At 64.3% G+C, this 22,304-nt stretch carries 21 protein-coding genes and 1 riboswitch; of the genes, 10 read left to right on the top strand and 11 right to left on the bottom strand.

Going from position 1 to position 22,304, the window contains the following annotated elements; all coding sequences use genetic code 11:
* The first annotated feature begins 116 nt into the window (after nucleotides 1–116).
* Nucleotides 117–1,073, top strand: coding sequence for an ABC transporter substrate-binding protein (locus H351_RS26525; RefSeq protein WP_029254588.1), 957 nt, complete (start codon nucleotides 117–119; stop codon nucleotides 1,071–1,073).
* Here H351_RS26525 and H351_RS26530 read toward each other — a convergent pair.
* Nucleotides 1,054–2,280 carry a lipopolysaccharide biosynthesis protein gene (locus H351_RS26530; protein WP_029254587.1) on the bottom strand — a complete coding sequence of 409 codons (1,227 nt, stop codon included), beginning with the start codon at nucleotides 2,278–2,280 and terminating at the stop codon, nucleotides 1,054–1,056. The genes H351_RS26525 and H351_RS26530 overlap by 20 nt on opposite strands.
* A gap of 33 nt (nucleotides 2,281–2,313) precedes the next feature.
* Between H351_RS26530 and H351_RS26535 the strand changes: the two genes are divergently transcribed.
* The gene (locus H351_RS26535) at nucleotides 2,314–4,053 is read left to right on the top strand and encodes an MmpA family trehalose lipid delivery protein (protein WP_029254586.1); all 1,740 of its coding nucleotides are present in this window, start codon (nucleotides 2,314–2,316) and stop codon (nucleotides 4,051–4,053) included.
* On the opposite strand, the gene H351_RS26540 is transcribed toward H351_RS26535, so the two are convergent.
* Complete coding sequence (locus H351_RS26540) at nucleotides 4,000–5,214, bottom strand: glycosyltransferase family 4 protein (RefSeq protein WP_029254585.1); 1,215 nt, start codon at nucleotides 5,212–5,214, stop codon at nucleotides 4,000–4,002. The genes H351_RS26535 and H351_RS26540 overlap by 54 nt on opposite strands.
* 173 nt (nucleotides 5,215–5,387) lie before the next feature.
* Between H351_RS26540 and H351_RS26545 the strand changes: the two genes are divergently transcribed.
* The 5 genes from H351_RS26545 (at nucleotide 5,388) to H351_RS26565 (ending at nucleotide 10,998) form a co-directional block, all read left to right on the top strand.
* Complete coding sequence (locus tag H351_RS26545; RefSeq protein ID WP_003945692.1) at nucleotides 5,388–6,158, top strand: class I SAM-dependent methyltransferase; 771 nt, start codon at nucleotides 5,388–5,390, stop codon at nucleotides 6,156–6,158.
* 4 nt (nucleotides 6,159–6,162) lie between these two features.
* Nucleotides 6,163–7,050, top strand: a complete 888-nt coding sequence (locus tag H351_RS26550) for an ROK family protein (RefSeq protein ID WP_029254584.1) — start codon at nucleotides 6,163–6,165, stop codon at nucleotides 7,048–7,050.
* Nucleotides 7,051–7,189: 139 nt separating this feature from the next.
* Nucleotides 7,190–8,377 carry a phosphotransferase family protein gene (locus H351_RS26555; protein WP_029254583.1) on the top strand — a complete coding sequence of 396 codons (1,188 nt, stop codon included), beginning with the start codon at nucleotides 7,190–7,192 and terminating at the stop codon, nucleotides 8,375–8,377.
* 1 nt (nucleotide 8,378) lies between these two features.
* Nucleotides 8,379–9,548, top strand: coding sequence for an Rv3169 family protein (locus tag H351_RS26560; protein WP_029254582.1), 1,170 nt, complete (start codon nucleotides 8,379–8,381; stop codon nucleotides 9,546–9,548).
* Between the two features lie 4 nt (nucleotides 9,549–9,552).
* On the top strand, nucleotides 9,553–10,998 hold the full coding sequence (locus H351_RS26565; protein WP_003945530.1) for an aldehyde dehydrogenase: 1,446 nt from the start codon (nucleotides 9,553–9,555) through the stop codon (nucleotides 10,996–10,998).
* 330 nt (nucleotides 10,999–11,328) lie between these two features.
* On the opposite strand, the gene H351_RS26570 is transcribed toward H351_RS26565, so the two are convergent.
* The 5 genes from H351_RS26570 to H351_RS26590 form a co-directional block, all read right to left on the bottom strand.
* Complete coding sequence (locus H351_RS26570; RefSeq protein ID WP_029254581.1) at nucleotides 11,329–12,030, bottom strand: (2Fe-2S) ferredoxin domain-containing protein; 702 nt, start codon at nucleotides 12,028–12,030, stop codon at nucleotides 11,329–11,331.
* Nucleotides 12,027–13,064 (bottom strand): ABC transporter substrate-binding protein, encoded by a 1,038-nt coding sequence (locus tag H351_RS26575; RefSeq protein WP_244891400.1) that lies wholly within the window; start codon nucleotides 13,062–13,064, stop codon nucleotides 12,027–12,029. The genes H351_RS26570 and H351_RS26575 overlap by 4 nt, the downstream gene beginning before the upstream one ends.
* A 20-nt stretch (nucleotides 13,065–13,084) precedes the next feature.
* Nucleotides 13,085–13,903, bottom strand: coding sequence for an ABC transporter ATP-binding protein (locus H351_RS26580; protein ID WP_019747122.1), 819 nt, complete (start codon nucleotides 13,901–13,903; stop codon nucleotides 13,085–13,087).
* Nucleotides 13,900–14,907: a FecCD family ABC transporter permease gene (locus H351_RS26585; protein ID WP_029254579.1), complete on the bottom strand. Its 1,008-nt coding sequence runs from the start codon at nucleotides 14,905–14,907 to the stop codon at nucleotides 13,900–13,902. Before H351_RS26585 ends, H351_RS26580 begins: the two co-directional genes overlap by 4 nt.
* Before the next feature lie 117 nt (nucleotides 14,908–15,024).
* Nucleotides 15,025–15,160: riboswitch (cobalamin riboswitch) on the bottom strand.
* Between the two features lie 16 nt (nucleotides 15,161–15,176).
* A complete protein-coding gene (locus H351_RS26590) occupies nucleotides 15,177–15,689 on the bottom strand; it encodes a TetR/AcrR family transcriptional regulator (protein ID WP_021333144.1) in 513 nt (170 codons plus the stop codon).
* A 148-nt stretch (nucleotides 15,690–15,837) separates the two neighbouring features.
* Here H351_RS26590 and H351_RS26595 point away from each other — a divergent pair, with 148 nt between their 5' ends.
* From H351_RS26595 to H351_RS26605, 3 genes are read left to right on the top strand one after another with little or no spacing between them, the layout of a single operon-like run.
* Nucleotides 15,838–16,776 carry an alpha/beta hydrolase gene (locus H351_RS26595; protein ID WP_029254578.1) on the top strand — a complete coding sequence of 313 codons (939 nt, stop codon included), beginning with the start codon at nucleotides 15,838–15,840 and terminating at the stop codon, nucleotides 16,774–16,776.
* Nucleotides 16,777–16,786: 10 nt separating this feature from the next.
* Nucleotides 16,787–17,746 (top strand): cation diffusion facilitator family transporter, encoded by a 960-nt coding sequence (locus tag H351_RS26600; protein ID WP_019747118.1) that lies wholly within the window; start codon nucleotides 16,787–16,789, stop codon nucleotides 17,744–17,746.
* Between the two features lie 28 nt (nucleotides 17,747–17,774).
* Nucleotides 17,775–18,080: a hypothetical protein gene (locus tag H351_RS26605; protein WP_020968582.1), complete on the top strand. Its 306-nt coding sequence runs from the start codon at nucleotides 17,775–17,777 to the stop codon at nucleotides 18,078–18,080.
* Nucleotides 18,081–18,138: 58 nt separating this feature from the next.
* On the opposite strand, the gene epsC is transcribed toward H351_RS26605, so the two are convergent.
* The 4 genes from epsC to H351_RS26625 form a co-directional block, all read right to left on the bottom strand.
* On the bottom strand, nucleotides 18,139–18,717 hold the full coding sequence (epsC, locus tag H351_RS26610) for a serine O-acetyltransferase EpsC (RefSeq protein ID WP_019747116.1): 579 nt from the start codon (nucleotides 18,715–18,717) through the stop codon (nucleotides 18,139–18,141).
* Between the two features lie 5 nt (nucleotides 18,718–18,722).
* The gene (gene cysK / locus H351_RS26615) at nucleotides 18,723–19,658 is read right to left on the bottom strand and encodes a cysteine synthase A (protein ID WP_019747115.1); all 936 of its coding nucleotides are present in this window, start codon (nucleotides 19,656–19,658) and stop codon (nucleotides 18,723–18,725) included.
* A 170-nt stretch (nucleotides 19,659–19,828) separates the two neighbouring features.
* On the bottom strand, nucleotides 19,829–21,658 hold the full coding sequence (locus tag H351_RS26620; protein WP_029254577.1) for a phosphoenolpyruvate carboxykinase (GTP): 1,830 nt from the start codon (nucleotides 21,656–21,658) through the stop codon (nucleotides 19,829–19,831).
* Between the two features lie 277 nt (nucleotides 21,659–21,935).
* A complete protein-coding gene (locus tag H351_RS26625) occupies nucleotides 21,936–22,274 on the bottom strand; it encodes a DUF6802 family protein (RefSeq protein WP_021333139.1) in 339 nt (112 codons plus the stop codon).
* Nucleotides 22,275–22,304: the final 30 nt, after the last annotated feature.

Genomic DNA, 22,304 nt, shown 5'->3' on the forward strand with positions numbered 1-22,304 from the left:
TTCGGGACTTTGTTGCCGGATCGGCGTACGGATTGGCGCAACGGGTCGTTCCCTCCGCGTGGTCGCGGGCTTAGCGTTTTCTGGAAGTCCAGACCACCCCGAACACGAGGAGCCACATGCCCGCATCAACAGTTCTGGGTTCGCACATCTGTGTCAGCGATCTGACACGTCGGAGATTTGTTGTCGGCAGTGCTGCATTCTCCGGGCTGTTCGCCGCCGGTTGCGCAAGGTCCGCCGGTACCGAGGGCGATGCGTCCGGGATGCGCACGGTCACGACCTCGCTCGGAACCTACGACATTCCGGTGACACCGAAGCGCGTCGTCGCCATCGACTCCCGACTCGACCTCGAACCAGCCGTTGCGATGGGCCTGCCGGTCATCGCGTACAGCTTCGACGCCGCCGAGCCGTGGGTTCCAGCCGATCCCACGGCGCAGGTGTTCGAGGCACCGGTCAACGTCGAGGCAATTCTCGCGCTGGAACCCGACCTGATCATCTGCACCGACATCGGTGAGGCCTCCGACATGTGGCCGCTGCAGCAGTTGAGCCAGACGGCTCCTGTGCTTCCGATGGACTTCACCCGTCCGTGGCGCGAGAACATCGACCAGTTGGCAAGTTGGCTGGATCGCACCGAGAACCCCGAAGTCCGTCAGGTCATCGGAGCGTACGAGGACAAGGCAGCCGGATTGAAGGAACGCCACGCCCGGAGTTTGGCGAGCAAGCAGATCGTGCTGCTGAACTACGTGAATCAGAAGGTCAACGGCGTCAACCGAAAGGGCATCTCCACGCAGGTGGCCGAAGACCTCGGCGTCCAGCTCCAGTGGCCCGTCGAGGGACAGAAGGAGATCTCTACCGAAAACCTGGTGACTTCCCTCGACTCGGCCGACGGAATGATCGTCACCACCGCGCCCGGCGTGGATCCCGTCACCGACGACCGCGCGATGTGGAACCGTATCCGCGCAGTACAAGGCGACAACGTCGTCTACACGGGTGGGAACATCAACTACGGATCCGTCTACACCGCGATGCGTACGCTCGACTACTTCGACGATTTGTTCACGCGTCTGGAGAACTGACGTCGCTGTGAGGTGCCGGCCGGGCGCGGTCGGCACTTCGCACTGCGGCGACGGACACCGCCAAGGCCGTTGTCGACGCCACCACCACGGCGACGCCGATCAACTCTCCCGGCGTCTTCGCCCACACCAGCATGACCGCCGCCTCCACAACCAGTCCTGCCCACGCCAGAAGGGCCACTCGCGTGCGTTCTGACGCGATTGCGGACAGCAAAGCACCCTGAAGTACCGCCAGCGCTGCACCGTGCAGGGCGAAGGCCCACAGCATCGGAGCCACGGCGGCGTACGCGTCGCCCACGAGCATCGGCACCAGCGGGCCGGCAACCGCCGCCCCCAGAACCAACACGGCGCCGATACCGACGAGCACCGCCAACGCCGAGCGAACCGCTTGCGCCGAGTGAGCCGGATTCGCCATCTTCGGGTACAGCACGACGCCCACTGCCTGTGGCAGCCAGAACGCCACCTTCGTCGCGACGGCGCCGAGTGCGTAGACACCGGCGTCGTACTCACTGAGGACGACGCGGACGATCAGCAGGTCCAGCGAAGACAACGCGATCAGCGCGAGCTGAACCTGCGACGCCGCGAGCACGGAGACGACGCCGATACGCACCGCACGGTCCTCGCTCACCGAGACGGTTCGGTCGACCACTCGAACTATCGCCACCAGCAACGCAGTTCCGGCCGCGCCCGCGACCAATGCCGCGCCTGCCCCGCCACCGAAAGCCAGAACGATCACTGCCGGAAGGACTTTCATCACCCCGGCCCCGGCCAATACAGCGCTGAGAGTGCCGAATCGACCGTGACCCTGCAACAACCCCTGCTCCGTTGCCAGTAGAACCAACATGGGCGCAGTCACCAATGCCGAGAACGACGCCACGATTCCGGTGTCGAGCAGCCACGCCATCGCCGGAGCGAGCGCAACCGCGAGGACGGCGACGATCGCGGTGCATCGATACCCCAACGACCGCAACGCATCTGTGCTCTTGCCACGCACCGCCTCGCGGGCGACCACCGTCTGCAACGCCAAAGCCGGAACCGCAAGTACCAACTGGGCGGCCAGCAGACTCGCGAACTCTCCGTAGCCGACCGGACCCAACCATCGGCTGGCCAACCATGCCAACAGGTACGACGCGACATTGGCCGTCATCGATCCCACCAAAACCATGCCGACCCCGGCCGCGGCGGCGCGATCGAGTGGTTGGCGAGGCATGGCAGTAATGATGCACCACGTATCGTGCGCGTCATGACAGTGCAAGCCGGATACCGCCGTTACCTGCCTGCGGCGTACAGCCTGGCGCTGGCACTGTTGATCCTCGGACCGCTGCTCGGCCCCGGCTACCTCCTGCTGCGCGACGCCGTCAGCACGCCGCGCTCGTACTTGACCGACTCCGCCCTCGGACTCACCGACGCCGCAGCCCGCGCCGTTCCCCAGGACGCGCTGATCGCAGCGTTGAGCACCGTGATCGACGGCGGACTGGTGGTCAAGTTCATCCTGCTCGTGGCGCTCTGGCTCGCCGGTTGGGGTGCGGCGCGCATGGTCGCCGTCCTGCTGCCGACGGCCGGTCTCGGTCCACAACTGGTCGCGTCGACGGTGATGCTCTGGAACCCCTACGTGGCCGAGCGCCTGTTACAAGGACATTGGAGCCTGCTGACCGGTTATGCCGCACTGCCGTGGATCGTGTGTGCCGGAATCGGAGTTCGCCGAGCCACGCCCGGGTCCTGGTGGGCGTTGGCCGCGTCACTGGCATTCGCGGGCCTGACACCTACCGGCGCTCTGCTCGCTCTGACGGCCGCGCTGGTGGTGGTAGCCACCCCCGGAGGCCGAACCTCGGCCATGCGGCGTGTCTGCGGCGCTATCGGGCTGTTCCTCGTCGCCGCCTCGCCGTGGTTGGTCGCCACCTTCGTATCCGGAGCAGCAGGCGACGGTTCCGATCCAGCGGGAGTCGCCGCCTTTGCCGCCCGAGCAGAACCGGGACTCGCGACGCTCGGCAGCCTCGCCGGGCTCGGCGGTATCTGGAACTCGGCAGCGGTACCGTCCACGCGCACAACACTCTTCGGCTTGGTCGGAACAGTTCTTCTGCTTGTCGTGGTGTTTGCCGGTGTGCCCGCTCTATGGCGCCGACGCCGGAACCCCGTTGTCAGTGGACTCGGCGCGCTGGCCCTGTTCGCGGTGCTCGCTCCGACCCTGGGCGCTACTCCGTGGGGGCTCGACGTCGGCCGATGGTCGGTCGAGGTGTTCACCGGCGCCGGTCTACTGCGTGACGCCCAGAAGTGGGTCGCGCTGGCCGTACCGTTCTACGCACTCGCTGCCGCCGCCGCGGTGATGTGGGCGGGCAATCGGTTCTCCCTTCCCCGCCCGACATTCTCGATCGCCGCCGTCGTGGTGACGATCGTGGCGCTACCGGATCTGGTGTGGGGTGTCGGCGGCGCGTTGAAGCCCGTGCCCTATCCCGGGTCCTGGACCGTGGTGGCCGAGCAACTACGAGACGAAACCGGTGACGTTGCAGTGCTTCCCGCCGGGATGTTCCGCGCCTTCCCCTACAGCGGTGATGCGCCGGTACTCGATCCAGCACCACGCTTCCTACCCCTCGACGTGCTGCAGACCGGCCAACTGGTGGTTGCCGGTGGTGCTGTCGGCGGTGAAGGAACCCGGGCCACCCAGGTCGAGGATGTGCTGCTTGCCGGCGGGAGTCCTACGCAGTTGGCCGATCTCGGAGTCGGATGGGTACTGATCGAGCGTGAGACACCAGGCCAGCTCGGCAAGGCGGCAGCGACACTCGACGGGTTGGAACAGGTCTTTGCCGACAACGATCTCGAGCTCTACCGGGTACCGGGAGATGTTGCCGCGCAGGAAGCGTCGACCGGCGCCCGAACGGCCGTCATCGTTGCGCATCTCGCCTGGATACTGATGGGCGTGATCGCGCTGATCTCAGTCGGACTGAACCAGAACCGAATTCGACTCGCGAGGCGCGGCCAGTCCTGAGACCCACCGACCGTCCTTGTGCGCGGTCAGCACCTCGAGCACTCCGGTGCCGGTCTGCTCCCAGGAGAACTCGCCCGACCACACCCGAGCTTTCTCACCGAGCACCGTGCGGAGTTCGTGGTCGCGGAGCAGGGTGCCTGCCGCCTGCGTCAGATCAGCGATGTCGCCGTCGCCTGCGTGCTCACCGCCGACCAACAGCCCGGTCACTCCGTCGACGATCGAATCGGTCAAGCCCTTGGAACTGCGGTAACCGATCGTCGGAACACCGTGCTGCGCAGCCTCGATGACCGCCAGGCCCCACCCTTCCTTCCGCGAAGGCATGAGGTGAATCCACGACTGCGCAAGGAGTTCATGTTTACGAGCCTCGTCGACGTGACCGTAGAACGAGACGGCGTCACCGATTCCCAACTCGGCGGCGCGATCTCGCAGGTTCTGCTCCCACCAACCACCACCGATGACGTCGAGATGGATGTCCGGAAGCGTCGGACGCAGGGCTGCGACGGCCTCGAGTGCGTCCTCGATCTGCTTGTGCGGCACCAGTCGTGAGAGAACCGAGATGGTGGGACGCTCGGCCCTGGTGATCGCTCCACCCGCGTCGACGCCGACGGGGAGCCGATCGGCACCGTTGCGCACCACGGCAATTCGTTCGCGCTCGACACCGAGGTCCACCAATTCTTCGGCCGAAGGAAGCGACACCGTCAGATACTGACTACGTCGGTGGGTGCGCGGTGACAATCGCGATTCGACCCACCAGCCGATCCGGCCGACGAGCTTGCCTGCCACCGGCCATTGTTCACGATGGCAGTGATGGACCAGAAGCGTGACCGGCGCACCCGCCACGGTCTTCGAGAAGAAGGGGATGCCGTTCTGGGTGTCGATCACCGCGTCGGGGCGAATGCCCTTGAGCGATCCGAAACCCAGACGTCCGGCGGCAATGGCGGCCAGAGCGCGGGGGTACACGCTGAAACGTCCACCGGCCCGGCTGATCGTGATGCCGTCTCGAACCTCCGACGCGGGCGCCCCGGGGTACGACGCCGTCCGCAGCGTCACCTTGATACCGCGCTCGGCCAACTGGGATCCGACCTGCTCGAGGTAACGCTCGCTTCCACCGCCCTGGGGATGCCCGGTATCGCGCCAGCAGAGCAACAGAACCTCGCGCACGTGCGTTACTCCCTGAGTTGGTCGGTGGCCACCCCGGTTCGGGCGATCCTGCGGGATGCCCCGCCTGACCGGCCGGTAACCCTGCCGAACACCCTAACTGTTCGAGCGTCCGTATTGCCGCGCTCCTGACGGTGTTCGTGGACCGGGCGACCCAGTGGCTAAAGTTGCTACCCGTGACCAAGCCCGCAGTGACCCGCATTTTCGGCCGACGGGCAACCCTGAAACGCTCGTTCGGCCTGCTCAGCGACTTCCGCCACGAGCAGTCCGCGCCCGACATCTTCTACGGCGCGCTCGCGCGCGACTCCGTCGAATTGATCTCGGACCTGCACGAAGGTCACACCGGACGATCCCTCGACGGTCTCACTGTCCTCGACGTCGGCGGCGGTCCGGGCTATTTCGCGGAGGTCTTCCAGGCCGCAGGTGCCCGCTACATTCCCGTCGAACCCGATCCGTCGGAGATGCACGCCGCGGGTCTGACCGTGGGCGGCGCGGTGCGTGGATCCGGTTTGGCACTGCCGTTCCTGGACTCGTCCGTGGACATCTGCTTCTCCTCCAACGTGGCCGAACACGTCAGCGAGCCCTGGCTGATGGCCGAGGAAATGCTGCGCGTGACCAAGCCCGGCGGCTTGATGGTTCTCTCGTACACCCTGTGGTGGGGTCCGTTCGGCGGCCACGAAACCGGACCGTGGCACGCGCTGGGGGGCGAGTACGCAGCCAAGCGGTACCTCCGCAAGACCGGACGCGAACCGAAGAACAGATTCGGGGTGTCGTTGTTCAAAGTCGGCGCCACCGACGGCCTACGCTGGGCCCGTGGAACCAGCCAGGGCACGTTGCTCGCCGCGATCCCGCGCTACCACCCGTCGTGGGCGTGGTGGATGGTCCGAGTCCCCGGTCTTCGGGAGTTCCTGGTGAGCAACCTCGTCGTGGTTCTCGAAAAGCGATAGCGACATGCGCCTCGCACTCGATATCGGTGGCACCAAGATGGCGGCCGGCGTCGTGTCCGAGGACGGCCGCGTTCCCGTGTTCGACAGTGTGCCGACGCCGCAGACCGACCCGTGGGGAGCGTGTGCGGCGCTGCTCGAACGAGTCGCAGACGGCCGCGACGTCGACGGTGTGGGCATCGCTTGCGCCGGGCCGGTGGACACCGTCGCCGGCGTCGTCGCCCCCATCAACATCACCGAGTGGGCACAGGGATTCGAGCTCGTAGCGGGCGTCCGCAGCGTCTTTCCCGATGCCGGAACTGCCCTCGCCATGGACGGAGCCGCAGCGGCATTGGCGGAGTTCCACCACGGCGCCGGACGCGGAACCCCGAACCTCCTGAGCCTGGTCGTCTCGACGGGAATCGGCGGAGGAATCGTCCTCGGCGGTGAGATTGCTCGGGGTCGCACGGGGAACGCCGGTCACATCGGCCACCTCGTCGCTCCAGGATCTTCCGAACCGTGCAGCTGCGGGGGCGTCGGCTGCCTCGAGACGGTGTCCAGTGGACCGTCCGCGGTGCGATGGGCTCGTAGCCAGGGCTGGTCGGGAAACACCGGCCGTGAACTAGCCGAGGGTGCACGCAGCGGCGACGCGATCGCCGTGGACTCGCTTCACCGCGCAGGCACGGCGCTCGGTGGTGCCATTGCCTCGGCGGCTGCCCTCCTGGACGTGGACCTCGCGGTGATCGGCGGCGGTTTCGCCCAGTCGGGTGCACCGCTGTGGGAACCGATGCTCGACGCGGCTGCCCGACATGCCCGTTTGTCGTTCATCGCCGGGCTCCGGATCGTTCCCGCCGAGCTGGGTGGCGCCGGAACTCTGACCGGTGCGGGCTTGCTCGCGCTCACCGCCGTTATCTGACACGCGTTCTTCCCCGATAAATCCGCAGGGAGTCCCACTAAACGGGTGCCACCTGTTCCCAATTTCTGTAACGTGTTTTAGTGTTCTGACTCACACCGTTACGGGCATTGCACGTGACGCCTACGGGAAGGAGGTGACCGTGAGCCCAGACGCTTCCTCATCTGACGTTGCCTCGACTGCTTCTTCGACCGATGAAACCGAGCATCACGCCCAGGTCGCCCGACCGAGCGATTCCCTCCGCGACACCGAAGACCTCCGTGAGCGCCTGGAACGGTGGATGGCCGGCAAAGTGCCGAGCGGATCCACTGTGACCGTCGCCGACGTCACCTTGCCTGCAGCCAACGGCATGTCCAGCGAAACCATCCTCTTCGACGCCACCTGGGACGGCGATCATCATCCCTTGGTCGCTCGGGTGGCACCGACGGAATCGACCATGCCGGTGTTTCCGACCTACGACCTCGAATCCCAGTTCCGCACCATGGCTCAGGTGCGCGAGCACTCGGCGGTGCCCGTACCCGCGGTGTACTGGTCAGAATCCGACCCGGACGCGTTGGGTGCGCCGTTCTTCGTGATGGAACGAATCTCCGGCGACGTGCCGCCAGACGTCATGCCGTACAACTTCGGATCGTGGGTCACCGAAGCGTCCCCCGAGCAGCGAAAAACCCTCCAGCGCAGCTCGGTCGACGTCCTGGCTCAATTGCACGCCATCGACAAGCCGTGCGAGCGTTTCGACTTCCTCCGACTCCCGAATTCGGGAACGACTGCACGAGACGCATTCACGGCGCACATCGCCGAGCAGCGCGCGTACTACGAGTGGGTGGTCTCCGACGGCATCAGATCACCGCTCATCGAACGTGCCCTCGACTGGATCGAGGAGAACAATCCCGCGGACGATTCTCCGGCGGTGCTCTGTTGGGGCGACTCGCGCATCGGCAACGTCATGTACCAGGACTTCGCGCCGGTAGCCGTACTCGACTGGGAAATGGCAACTCTCGGCCCGCGAGAGATGGATCTGGGCTGGATGGCATTCCTGCACAGGTTCTTCGAGGACATCGCCGGGTTGGCGAACCTACCCGGCCTTCCCGACTTCCTTCGACTGCCGGATCTCGCGCACACCTACGCCGAGATCACCGGCCACACCCCACACGATCTGGAGTTCTACGTTACCTATGCCGCACTGCGTCAGGCGGTCATCATGTGGCGAATCCAGGCCCGCGCCATAGCTTTCGGCCAGTCACAGCGACCCGAAGACCCCGACGACATGATCATGCACCGCGCTTCGCTCGCCGCGATGCTCGACGGCACCTACTGGGAGAGGTTGGCCTGACATGCTCTCACCGATGGACGACTATCCCGTTCACCAGATCGCCGAACCGATCCGTCACGTAGCCACCTCGGATCGAAACTTCTACGACCGCTACTACTTCAACTGCTACCCCACCGAATCCCCCGACGTGTTCCTCATCGTCGGACTCGGCCAGTACCCCAACCTCGGCGTCATGGACGCATTCGCTGTCCTTCGCCGCGGTGACGACCACATCGTTGCTCGCATGTCGAAGGCGCTGGGTGCCGACCGTACCGACACCACCGTCGGACCTCTGCGCGTCGAAGTGCTCGAAGGGCTGCAGAAGCTCCGCGTCGTACTCGAACCGGGCAGCGAATACGATCTCTCCTTCGACATCACCTTCGATGCCACCATCCCCGCGGCGCTCGAGCCCAAGCACTTTCGCCGTCAACTCGAACGAGTCACGTTCGACACCTCACGCTTCCTGCAGACCGGCACGTGGACCGGATCGCTCACCGTCGACGGGGAGGACCTCGCGATCGACCCGAAGACGTGGCGAGGTAACCGCGACCGCTCGTGGGGTGTGCGTCCGGTCGGTGAAGCCGAACCGCAAGGCAGACGCGCCGTCGACGGAATCCAGAACTTCTTCTGGATCTACGCGGTCATGCAGTTCGACGAGTTCACGATCTCGGTGATCATGCAGGAAGACGAGCAGGGCAGGCGCATCGTCGAAGAAGCCATGCGAGTGTGGCCGGACGAAGCCAGGGACAACGAATGGCTCGGCCGACCCGAACACGAGCTGACGTTCTGCCCCGACACCCGCGACGTCACCGGAGCGACCATCACCTTCCACCGGCCAGGCGGTGAAGTCCTCACCGTCGCCTGCGAACTGTTGCTGGCCAACTACATCGGAATCGGCACCGGCTACGGGCTCGAACAGGACTGGCGTCACGGAATGTGGCAGGGCGAACTCGTCGTACAAGGGCTCCGCCACAAGGTCCACGAGATCGAACCGTTCCAACGCATGTTCTCCCCCGTCGACAACCTCGCGTCCTTCACGCTCACCGAAGGCACGAATACCCATACCGGCACCGGCCTTTTCGAGGTAGCCGCCATCGGACCGCACGAGAAATACGGATTCACCAGTTTCACCGACACCGCACAGGCAGACGACGCGTATGCCCTCGCGGCGACCGACAACACCGAGGAATGAATTGATGACTGACTACGACAAGCTCTACATCGGTGGAGCATGGGTGGCCCCGGCCACCGACCAGGTACTCGAAGTGTTCTCTCCCGCAACGGAGGAGCGCGTCGGCAGCTGTCCCATCGCAGCACCGGCAGACATCGACGCGGCCGTGTCCGCAGCCCGCGCGGCGTTCGAGGGACCGTGGTCACGCACCACCCCCGCCGAGCGCGGCGCGATCCTCGCCAAGGCCGCCAAGCTGATCGAAGAGCGCAGCGCGGAAATCAACCAGCTCATCTCCAACGAGATGGGCCAGCCGCCCGCCATGGTCGGCATGATGCAGCAGACCCCGTCGATGGCGACGCTGGGCTACTACGCCGAGCTGGCCGACAAGTTCGCGTGGGAAGAGAAGCGCACCGGTGCGTTCGGGCAGACCAAGGTGACCCGTGAGCCCGTCGGCGTCGTCGCCGCCGTGCTGGCCTGGAACGTCCCGCTGTTCCTGGCGATCAACAAGCTGGCCCCCGCGCTGCTCGCCGGCTGCACCGTACTGCTCAAGCCCGCACCCGAATCCCCTCTCTCCGTCCACGTGATCGCCGAGATCTTCACCGAGGCAGGCGTTCCCGAAGGCGTCATCTCCGTGCTCCCCGGCGGAGCCGAGACCGGCGAATACCTGGTCTCTCATGCGGGCATCGACAAGATCACGTTCACCGGATCCAGTGCCGTCGGCCGCAAGATCGGTGCCATCGCCGCGCAGAACCTCAAGCGCTGCTCCCTCGAACTGGGTGGCAAGTCCGCCGCGATCATCCTCGAGGACGCCGACATCGCCGCCGGAATGCCGATGCTCGTCATGTCCGGCCTGATGAACACCGGCCAGGCCTGTGTCGCTCAGACCCGAATCCTCGCTCCCCGTTCGCGTTACGACGAGGTCATCGAGGGAATGAAGACCGCGGCAGGCTTCATGACCGTCGGCGATCCGTCCGATCCCGCAGCACAACTCGGCCCGCTGATCTCCGAGAAGCAGCGCGAGCGCGTCGAGGGCTATATCGCCAAGGGCAAGGAAGAAGGCGCGCGCGTCGTACTCGGTGGTGGACGTCCCGCCGGCCTGGACAAGGGCTGGTACGTCGAGCCGACGATCTTCGCCGACGTGGACAACTCGATGACCATCGCACGCGAGGAAATCTTCGGACCCGTCCTCTCGGTGATCCCGTACGACTCCGAGGACGAGGCCATCAAGATCGCCAACGATTCGGATTACGGCCTCGCCGGATCGGTGTGGACCACCGACATCGATCACGGACTCGAAGTTGCCGCGCAGATCCGCACTGGTACCTACGCGATCAACTGGTACGCCTTCGATCCCGGATCACCGTTCGGTGGTTACAAGAACTCCGGTATCGGACGCGAGAACGGACCTGAGGGCCTCGAAGCCTTCTGCGAGACCAAGTCCGTACTCATGCCGCCCGGCTACGTGGGCTGACCCACCCGGGAGTTGGCACCCTTTGCTGACAGTTGGCACCCGTTCCGACCTGCCGGAACGGGTGCCAGCCCCATGAAATGGGTGCCAACTCCCAGCGAATCCACAGATCCACCCGGTACCGTCGAAAACGAATCAGTCATCTCACAAAGGACATTCATATGCTCACCAACGCCATCAACGCTTTCCTCGCACTCTGGGGCAGCGCCTCCGTCGGCAGCAGTGGATACCAGATCCCGCCGGGAACCCTTCCCTTCGGCTCCTGAGACAGGACAACAGAACCCGCTGAGCGCACTTCGCGCTCAGCGGGTTCTCTGTTTCGCCGACCTGTATCTACCGGTCCAGAACGTGATCCACCAATTGATTCTCCTGACCTGCGACCAATGCTTCAGCGTCACCGGCGTCCACATGACCGAACCAGGTGCCACCGGGGTTCGCGATCACCAACGGGCCCAGGTTGCACGGGCTCAGACAACCGGTTCCCGTCACCTTTGCCGAAGTGCCTTTGGCCGCCGCACTCATGGCCCGGTGGAGAGGCCCTGCTCCGTACGCCATGCAGCGGGGCCCCTTGCACACCAACAGATGTGTATCGTGCTGCTCGATCACCGACCAAGCCGGACTGCGATACGACGCCGGACTGGCAGTGATCGGCTTTCCGGCCGCGCCGAGTTCATCGATCACCTGCGCGGCCACGGCAGCTTCGAGCGTTTCCGATTCGTGGAGCGAGACTTCCAGTTCGGCACCGATCCGGGTTTCGCGCCAGTTCGCAACCGCCTTGCTGGTCCACGTGAGCAGGTACCGATCCCTCGGCACCGCAACTGGAATCAACACGACCTTGCCCACGTCATCGGTATGCGCTCGATCGAGTTCCTCGTGAAGGCTCGGCGACGCGACATCGAGGTACGCAATACGAACGTCGGCGTCGGTGCCGGCCCGAACAGCGTCGAACATCCGTCGCGCGGCCGACTCGTCGAGGCCGCTGACGGTCGGCCGCAGTACGACGATCACCCGATTCGAACCACTGTCGACACTCATGCCGACGGCGCGGTTGTCCAGTCGATCCCGCTCGACGGAGCAAGTCCGAACTCTTCGATCTTCGCGCGCAGCTCTTCCGCGCCGTAGACGTTGGGGAATCCGCTGGTGAACATCGCGAGCGGGAGTACGACGAAGCGGTTCTGCTTGACGGCGTCGAGATCGCGTAGGCCTTCTCGGCTCTTGATCGCGTCGATCTTGCCCTGTACTTCGTCAGCGCTCTTCTTGTAATCCATGATCACGATGACGTCGGGTTCTGACTTCGCGACGGTCTCCCAGCTCGCTTTGAACCAGGTGTTGTCGACGTCGGCGAACACGTTGGTTCCCCCGGCGACGTCGATGATTCCGTTGGGGGCTCCGTTGCCTCCGCTGGTGTACAGATCTTCTTCACCGCTGTCGTAGATCAAGACCTTCGGCTTGTCGCCGGCATCTGGCGCGGACTCCAGACGTGCCAAACGTGAATCCAATTCGGTCAGTGCCTCGGCGGCAGTGTCCTCGGTTCCGAACAGCTTTCCGTAATTGGTCACGTCCGCACGAAGGGCATCCCACGGACCCATCGTGCCGAGCGCGGAATCCACTGCGGCACTCTGCCGACAACTATCGGAGATCCCATATGCATCGATGTCGTTGCTCTGCAGCGATTCCGGCGTCACACCGGAGGCTCCCTTGAACAAGCCACTGTAGGAGCCGACCACCAGGTCCGCCTGCTTACCCAGAATCGTCTCCATCGTGATCGTTCCGTCCAGGTGTGGGACGTCCGCAATTCCAGGGCCGAACATCGACTCCATGACCGCGTCGTTGTTCGTGTTCAACACGACGGCCGCGAGACGATCCAAACCGCCGACTCGGAGAATGGTGCCGATATTGGCCGCATTGCTTGTCGCAACGACGTTCTCGATCGGAAGCTGGAAAGTGCTTTCGGTCCCGCAGTTCTCCAATGTCACCGAAGTCTTGTCTGCAGCTTCGTCCACCGGTGCAGTTGCCGAGCAGCCGGCAACTGTCAACAACGCTGTCGCGGCTACAACCGCACCGAACAACGCTCGAGTCTTGACATGTATCAAAGTGCACTCTCCGAAAATGATTGTTGTAGTTGAGAATTTCGTGATTCGAATACGAGGTGTGAACGGCCTGTCGCGGGGTTCACGAGCTCGAAAGTCTCGACGCCGAAGACAGTTGCCACCACCGAGGTGGTGAGTACGTCGGATGGATGTCCGAACGCCCTGGCCACTCCATCCGCGAGCACGAGCACCCGATCGCACACTGCCGCAGCCAAATCGAGGTCGTGCAGTGCCATGATCACCGTCCGGTCCAACGACCGGACCAGATCGAGCAGTTCGAGTTGATGCCGGATGTCGAGATGATTGGTCGGCTCGTCGAGGATGAGCACGCCGGCGTCCTGCGCGAGACCTCGGGCGAGAAATACCCGCCGACGCTCGCCGCCGGAAAGCGTGTCCATCGAAGAGAGCCTGTGCTCGATCATTCCGACCTCGCCCAGAGCACGATCAACGACGGCATTCTCGTGCTTTCCGCCGACACTCCAGGGCTTTGTATGTGGCGTGCGCCCCAGAGTCACGTACTCGTGAACCAACAAATCGGCGGGACTCTGCTCTTCCTGCGCCACAAAAGAAATGGCTTTGGCCCGCGAACGCGCGGACATCGCGTGCACGGACTCGCCGCCGACGCGTACGTCACCGTCGGCGATCGGTCCGAGACCGGCAAGCGCACGCAACAAAGTCGACTTGCCCGATCCGTTCGGACCGACGACGCCTACTACTGCACCGGCGTCCGCCGCGATGTCGACGCCCTTGACGACGGTTCGGCGGTCGATGCGGACAACGACTCCGGACGCGGTCACCGCCAGGGCGCGGGCGCTCACGAACTGCCACCGAATCGGTAGCGCCGACGGCCGAGAAGCAGGAGAAACAGCGGGGCACCGATCACCCCGGTCACCACGCTCAGCGGGATCTCGGTCGGCCGCAACGAGGTCCGCGCCACGACGTCGACCCACACCAGGAACGACGCGCCGATCAGCGCTGCCGCCGGCAACACCACTCGATGTCTGGCTCCGACAAGCATGCGTGTGACGTGCGGTATGACCAAGCCTACGAAGGCAATCGCGCCGGACACTGCAACCATCGTGCCGACCAACGCTGCCAGCACGCCGAACAGCACGTTTCGCAGGGTTCGGATGGGAATACCGAGCGAAGCCGCGACGTTCGGTCCGGCCGCCAGCGCATCCAGCCAACCGTGCAGGGCGAACACCGCTGCCGTCAGCAGGAACACTACGATGACCGGCGCCCACAACTTGTCCCAGGATGCCCCGGCCAAACTTCCCAGGAGCCAGAACAATACGGACTGCGCGGCCTGGGAATCATTGGTACGCAGCACCAGAAAACTCGCGATCGCCGACAGGGCGGATGCGGTAACGGTGCCGGTCAGAACCAATCGCAGTGGAGTGATACCGCCTTGCAGCGTCGCGATGGTGAAGACGAGAATCGCAGCTCCCAACGCCCCGATCATCGCGCCGAAACTGAGCGCCCACACTCCCGCGCCGGCGAACAGTCCGGTGGTGATGACGGCGGTGGCACCGACACTCGCGCCGGACGACACTCCCAGCAGGTGGGGATCGGCAAGAGCGTTACGGACGAGGGTTTGCACCACCGCGCCGGCGACGGCAAGACCAGCGCCGACGGCCAGACCGAGCAGTACCCGCGGTGCTCTGATCCCCCACACGATCGCAAGTTCGGAACGCGTGACGGGTGGGCCTCCGAAGCGCGAGTGCACCACGTCCACCACAGTGGACACGGGGAGCATCTCGGATCCGAATGCCAACGCGCACACAGCAGAGAGCACGGTGACGACCAGCAGAGCGGGCAGCACGATACCCGGACTGAGCCGTCCTCGAGGCGCACCAGCCTTCGGCGAAGGCAGGTGGGTAGGTGGAGACAGAGCTCCGCCAACAGCATTCATGGTGTGACCGATCCATCCTCGTGGCATGACACAACGTCAACGAGGGTGGTATCTGGCTACGGTCGACGCAGGGACGACCTCACAGTGGCGGGACCGCGCCGGAATTGCACCGACTTCCCATTACCTCGATGATGACGTCAGAACCATAACGGACCGCAGTCACCATTCGATACACCGGATCAGGATTCCGACGCGATCATCGATCTCGCCTGCCGCACGACGGCTTCCGTTCGCACTCGAAGGTCTTCGGGTGAATCCGATTCCAGCACAACCCGATGCACCTGGCTGTCCACGGCAGTCACAGTCAGCCGCGACGTCAACAACGCATCGTCCGCACTGAAACCGCGGCTCTGCAAGTACTCCGAAAAACCCAGTACCAGTTGCCGATTCATTCCTTCGACCTGCGCGATGAGCTCACGCGTACGCGGAACCTGATCGTAGAGCAGGTGAAAGAACTCTCGCGGCTTACTGTTCACTTCGACCGCGCACTCCACCAACATCCGGACGGCCTCGTCCGGGGTGAGCTCACGCTCGACGATGTCGGCAAGGCAGAGCGCAAAACTCTCCCGCGCAGCACTCACGTGACGGTTCGCCAACTCCGCGAGGATCTCGTACTTGTCGCCGAAATACTGGTAGAGCGAGCCCACCGACACCCCTGCCTCGTCAGCGATCCGGTTGGTGGTCGCTGCCATGCCCTCCGACGCGAAAACGCGAGTAGCTGCCTCCAGGATCGCGTCGTAGGTAGCCCTCGAGCGCTGCTGGGAGGGCCTTTTCCGCCGAGTCGACACGGTCCTCCGATGCGAGTTGTCAGCCGCGACGCCGATACCGAGAATTGTGTAGGTGACCAGCGCCGATTACTCGAAGTTTATGCCCGACCGGTACACCGACCACATGCCGGCGCCGACCCCGACGTGGTGGGAGTGGAACGGCAACACCGTCCACGTCGCACGGGCAGTGGTTCCAGACGCGCCGGTTCGTGTTCTCGGCATCCACGGCGCCGGCGGCTACTCGGGCGCATTGTGGCCGTTCGCCGGGATCGGCGTGAAACTCGGAGCCGAAGTCCTCTTCCCTGATCTTCCGCTGTACGGCGACACCGTCGTAGCCGATCCCGCCGGCGTCCGGTACGAGCAGTGGGTCGATCTCCTCTGCGATCTCGTCCGGGCCGAGAAGGCAGCCGACGATCGGCCGCTGGTGTTGTTGGGCGCCAGCATCGGCGGTCTGCTGGCCTACGAGGTAGCCGCGCGGACCGGTCTGGCCGACGCCGTCGTCGCTACCTGCCTGCTCGATCCCTCGAATCCGTCGGCCAGAGCTGCCGCGGCGCGGTTCGGCCCGATGGGTGTCTACGGCGCTCCCCTGATGCGCCGCACCGAACGACTGGTGGGCCGTATCCGCGTGCCCATCCGTTGGGTCGCCGACGTCGCGAACATGAGCAGCAACCGTGAACTCGCGACGCTGTGCGCAACCGATCCGCGCGGTGGCGGTGTTCGGGTGCCACTCGGATTCCTCAGCAGCTACTTCTCGTTCGAGCACACCGCACCCGAAGCATTTCGGACGACGCCCGTTCTGCTCACCCACCCGGCCGCCGACCGATGGACGCCACCCGAACTGAGCTTGCAGTTCCTCCGCCGCATCAACGCACCCACCGAATTCGTGATGCTGGACGGGTGCGGGCACTTTCCCGTCGAAGAGCCGGGCCTGACGCAGTTCCACGACGCCGTCGACACACTGCTGCGCTCCGTCGCCGAGCGTCACCGCACGAAACCGTCGCCACCCGCCTAGCCTGAAGTTCGTGAGCATCGAACCCAAGGCCGAGCCGACGGGAAACGGCGACGAGAGCACCACGACAGTCGTACTGGCGTTTGCGGCTAACGCGCTGATCGCCGGGGCCAAGACGGCGGCCGCCATCGTCACCGGATCTGCATCGATGGTCGCCGAGGCCACCCACTCCTGGGCCGATACCGGCAACGAAGTGCTGCTGCTGATCGCGAACCGCCGCTCGAAAAGGGTTCCCGACCGAGACCAGCCACTCGGGTACGGCCGGGAGGCCTACATCTGGTCGATGTTCGCCGCCCTCGGACTCTTCGCGCTCGGCGCAGGTGTGTCGATCACCCACGGCATCCAGGAACTGTTCCATTCCGAACCGGCCACCGACTTCGGTGTCGCCTACGCAGTCCTCGGCGTCTCGTTCATCCTCGAAGGCATCTCGTTCCGGCAGGCGTACAAGCAACTCCGAACCGAAGCATCCGCCGTGAACCGCGACGTCATGGCCCAGGCGCTCAACACGTCCGACCCGACGACCCGGGCCGTGTTCGCCGAAGATGCTGCGGCACTGATCGGTTTGGTCATCGCATTCGTCGGCGTCCTACTGCACCAGATCACCGGTTCACCGATCCCCGACGCCCTCGGCTCCATCTTCGTCGGCATACTTCTCGGAGTCATCGCGATCATCCTGATCGATCGCAACCGCCGATTCCTGGTCGGCGAAGAGGCCTCACCGACGCTGCGGGCAGCAGCCGTCGAAGCTCTCACCCAACTGCCCGAGATCAACCGAATCACGTTCCTGCGCATGGAATACCTCGGTCCGCGGCAGGTGTACCTGGTGGCCAGCGTCGACCTGGTCGGCGACTACGCGGAATCCCGAGTGGCCCACACGTTGCGCGAACTCGAACGCTCACTCGAGCAGAGTCCACGCGTCGTGCGAGCGATCCTGACCCTCTCGACGCCCGAAGAACCGTCGATCGCAGTCTGAACTTCCGGCCGGGCGATAGGCTCGTTCGATGCGCGCACTGATCGTAATTCTGGCGGTTCTGGGATTTGTCGTCGGGGGAATTCCCCTGGTAGGCAGTCTGATCGACGTGATGACCAGTCCTGACGAGACCATCGTCTATCAGGGTTCCTACGTACCACTGCGCGGCGTACAGATGGCTCGGGACTACGAGTCGTCGTTGAACATCGCTTTCGACGCCCGATCGGACAATCCACGCTGGCTCGTCCTGGCCTGCTATCCCCTGATCGGAGCAGCACTGGGCGCTGCGACGGCCGTCGTACTGGGACGTCGCGGGTGGCACCTGACGCGAGCCTGAACAGACGCCGATGGCCACCCGCCGTCTACACGAGGGTGGCCATCGAAGAAGGAGTGCTTCAGATGTACATCGCAGGATCGATGTAACTGTTCGGGTCCACCAGTTTTTCCTTGGTGGTCCGTGGCCGCGCCACCGCCGGGATACCCGTCGCGATGGATTCGGCCGGAACATCTCTGGTGACAACGGCATTGGCGCCGATAGCGCTACCTTCACCGATGACGACAGGTCCGAGGATCTTGGCACCAGCGCCGACGGTGACCCGGTCTCCCAGCGTCGGGTGACGCTTGACCTGCTCGAGCGAGCGACCACCCAGGGTGACGCCGTGATAGAGCATCACGTCGTTACCGACCTCGGCCGTCTCCCCGATCACGACGCCCATGCCGTGGTCGATGAAGAACCGTCGACCGATGGTGGCACCGGGGTGAATCTCGATGCCGGTAACGAAGCGTGTCAGCTGCGAGAGCACTCGCGCCGGGCCGCGTAGCGCAGGGACGACCCACATGCGATGCGCAACCCGATGCGCCCAAATGGCATGCAGCCCTGAATAAACGAGCGCGTTCTCCACATTGCTGCGCGCGGCAGGATCCTGACCGCGCGCAGCCTGCAGGTCCTCGCGAATTGTCCCGAGGATACTCACAAGTCTCAGTCCCGGATGTGTTCGAACAGCGGGGTGGAGATGTAACGCTCGCCGAAGTCACACACGACAGCCACGATCAGCTTGCCGGCGTTTTCCGGACGCTTCGCCAACTCGAGTGCGGCCCAGACGATGGCACCGGACGAGATGCCGCCCAGGATGCCTTCCTGGGTTCCGAGTGCGCGAGCGACCTCGATGGAATCGGGGAACGAGACGTCGATGATCTCGTCGTAGATCTCGCGATCGAGGACGTCGGGCACGAAGTTCGCGCCGATTCCCTGGATCTTGTGGGGACCGGGCTGGCCACCGTTGAGGATCGGCGAGTCGATGGGCTCGACGCCCACGATCTTGACCTCGGGCTTGTACTTGCGAAGGGTGCGTCCGACGCCGGTGATGGTGCCGCCGGTGCCGATGCCGGACACGAAGATGTCGACGGCGCCGTCGGTGTCGGCCCAGACCTCTTCGCCCGTCGTCGCCTCGTGGATGGCCGGGTTGGCCGGGTTCGCGAACTGGCTGGCCGAGACAGCGTTCTCGGTCTGCTCGACGATTTCCTTGGCCTTGGCGACTGCACCGGCCATGCCCTCGGAGCCCGGGGTAAGGACGATCTCGGCGCCGTAAGCACGCAGCATCACGCGACGCTCGGTGGACATGGTCTCCGGCATAGTCAGGATGACCTTGTAGCCGCGAGCAGCACCGACCATGGCGAGTGCGATACCGGTGTTACCACTGGTGCCCTCGACGATGGTTCCGCCGGGCTTGAGTGCACCGGACTTCTCGGCGGCGTCGATGATTGCCACGCCGATCCGGTCCTTGACGCTGTTGGCCGGGTTGTAGAACTCGAGCTTGACGGCGACCTGTGCGTCCAGGCCCTCGGTCAGACGGTTGAGCCGCACGATCGGGGTGCGCCCGACCAATTCGGTCACGTTGTTGTAGATCCCGCTCATATCTGGTCCTCCTGAGGATCGAGTGTGTCGACCCGCTCGATTCGCTGATCACTGCTTTACGGCTGAACTGCATAACGGCTACAGGCAAGGGCATACAGACGACCGATGCCGCATCGGTTCATCAAATTGAACCAATGCGGCATCAGGCCACTACATACGGGGGCGGTTTATCAGGCCAACCGCTGCTTCAGAGCTTCGAACTCGTCACGAATGCCGGTCGGCAGCTTCTCGCCGACGAAGTCGAACCACTCTTCGATGAGCGGGATCTCGGCCTTCCACTCGTCGATGTTGACCGCGAGGGCCTCGGTGATGTCGGCGTCCGACACGTCCAGGCCTTCGATGTCGAGTGCCGATCCGGTGGGAACGACGCCGATCGGGGTGTCGATGCCGGCAGCCTTGTGCTCGATGCGCTCGACGATCCACTTCAGGACGCGAGAGTTCTCGCCGAAGCCTGGCCACAGGAAGCGTCCGTCGTCGCCACGGCGGAACCAGTTGACGTAGAAGACCTTGGGGAGCTTGGACGCGTCCGCGGACTTGCCGAGGTCGATCCAGTGCTGGAAGTAGTCACCGACGTTGTAGCCGAGGAACGGCAGCATAGCCATCGGATCACGGCGAACCGTACCGACCTGGCCTTCGGCTGCTGCGGTCTGCTCGGAGCCGACCGTTGCACCCATGAAGACGCCGTGCTGCCAGTCACGAGCCTCGGTGACCAGCGGAACCGTCGTCTTGCGGCGTCCACCGAACAGGATTGCCGAGATCGGCACGCCCTTCGGGTCGTCCCACTCGGGAGCCATGATCGGGCACTGCGACATCGGGGTGCAGTAACGCGAGTTGGGATGAGCCGCATGGGTGCCCGACTCGGGCGTCCACTCGTTGCCCTTCCAGTCGATCAGGTGCTGCGGGTCGCCTTCGAGGCCTTCCCACCAGACGTCACCGTCGTCGGTCAGAGCGACGTTGGTGAAGACCGTGTTGCCCTGGTCGATGGTGCGCATGGCGTTGGGGTTCGACGACCAGTTGGTGCCGGGAGCCACGCCGAAGAAACCGAATTCCGGGTTGACGGCGTAGAGCTGTCCGTCCTCACCGAAACGCATCCAGGCGATGTCGTCACCGAGGGTCTCGGCGCGCCATCCGGGGATGGTCGGCTGGATCATCGCGAGGTTGGTCTTGCCACAAGCGGAGGGGAATGCCGCCGCGATGTAGTAGGCCTTGTCCTCGGGCGAGATGAGCTTGAGGATGAGCATGTGCTCGGCCAGCCAGCCCTCGTCGTGCGCCATTGCCGAAGCGATACGCAGCGAGTAGCACTTCTTGCCCAGGAGAGCGTTTCCGCCGTAGCCGGAACCGAAGCTCCAGATCTCACGATCCTCGGGGAAGTGAGTGATGTACTTGGTGTCGTTGCACGGCCACGCGACATCTTCCTGGCCATCGGCCAGCGGAGCGCCCAGCGAGTGAAGCGCCTTGACGAAGAATCCGTCGGTGCCGAGCTTGTCGAGAACCTTGCTGCCCATGCGGGTCATGACGCGCATGGAGACGACGACGTACTCGGAATCGGTGAGCTCGACGCCCAGCTTCGGATCCTCGGCGTCGAGGGGGCCCATGCAGAACGGCACGACGTACATGGTGCGTCCACGCATGCAACCGCGGTACAGGTCACCCATGAGGGTGCGCATCTCCGCCGGGTCCATCCAGTTGTTGGTGGGACCTGCGTCGATTTCTTCCTTCGAGCAGATGTACGTACGCGATTCGACTCGCGCGACATCGGACGGATCGGAGTTGCCGAGGAAAGAGTTCGGCTTCTTCTCGTCGTTGAGGCGGGTGAAGGTTCCTGCCTCGACCAACTTCGTTGTCAGTCGGTCCCATTCTTCGTCCGAGCCGTCTGCGAAGACGACGCGATCAGGCTGGGTGAGTTCGGCAACCTCTTGCACCCATGCAAGCAGTTCCTTGTGCTGCGTGGGGGGCGTGCCGTCAGTTCCATTGAGACCGGGAATGGTCGCTGAGGTCATCAAACTCTCCTGGGGTGAGCCGGAACCGGGTTCTCGTGACACCGGATGCAAACTGCAGCGCCCCGATACCAGTCGATCCCGGTGTCCCCCTCTCGACGGGGTCCAGCCGCGTCATCCACTCACGTGGATTTCACGGACGCCGGGTGTCCTATGTATTGAGGTTAACGCTGGCTGTTCACCTGCAGGTAATCGGGTGCGGTCAGAAATGTCACAGAAACGATTCAGTTGGTGTGTTCAGGTGCCTACCCGGCGCTCAGAGCACATAAACGGAACCTTTTCAGAGCGCTCCGGCATCGATTTTCTGCCACACGAGGGCGCCTTCGTCGTCTCGACTGCATTCCCAGGCCGAGTAGTCGCCGTCCGACTCGATCATCGTGAGGCGATCGGCGCTACCGTCGCGATCGAAATCGGACACGATCACGACGTCGTCGTCGGAGTGGACGACACGGCTGTCGACCGTTCCGTCACCGTCCAAGTCGAAGGCGTCGAAGTTCAGGTCGCCGGCATCGACCGGTCCCGACGAGGGCCCGAAGGTCTCGGGCTCGATACGCCCAGGATCGAGCGCTTCGGCTTCGTGCCCGTCGATGTGTCCGGCCGTGATCAGAAATGCGTCCATTACTCCCCCTACTGGATGGTGACCTACTGC

Origin of the sequence: Rhodococcus erythropolis R138 (assembly GCF_000696675.2) — a bacterium.
GTDB lineage: Bacteria > Actinomycetota > Actinomycetes > Mycobacteriales > Mycobacteriaceae > Rhodococcus_F > Rhodococcus_F erythropolis.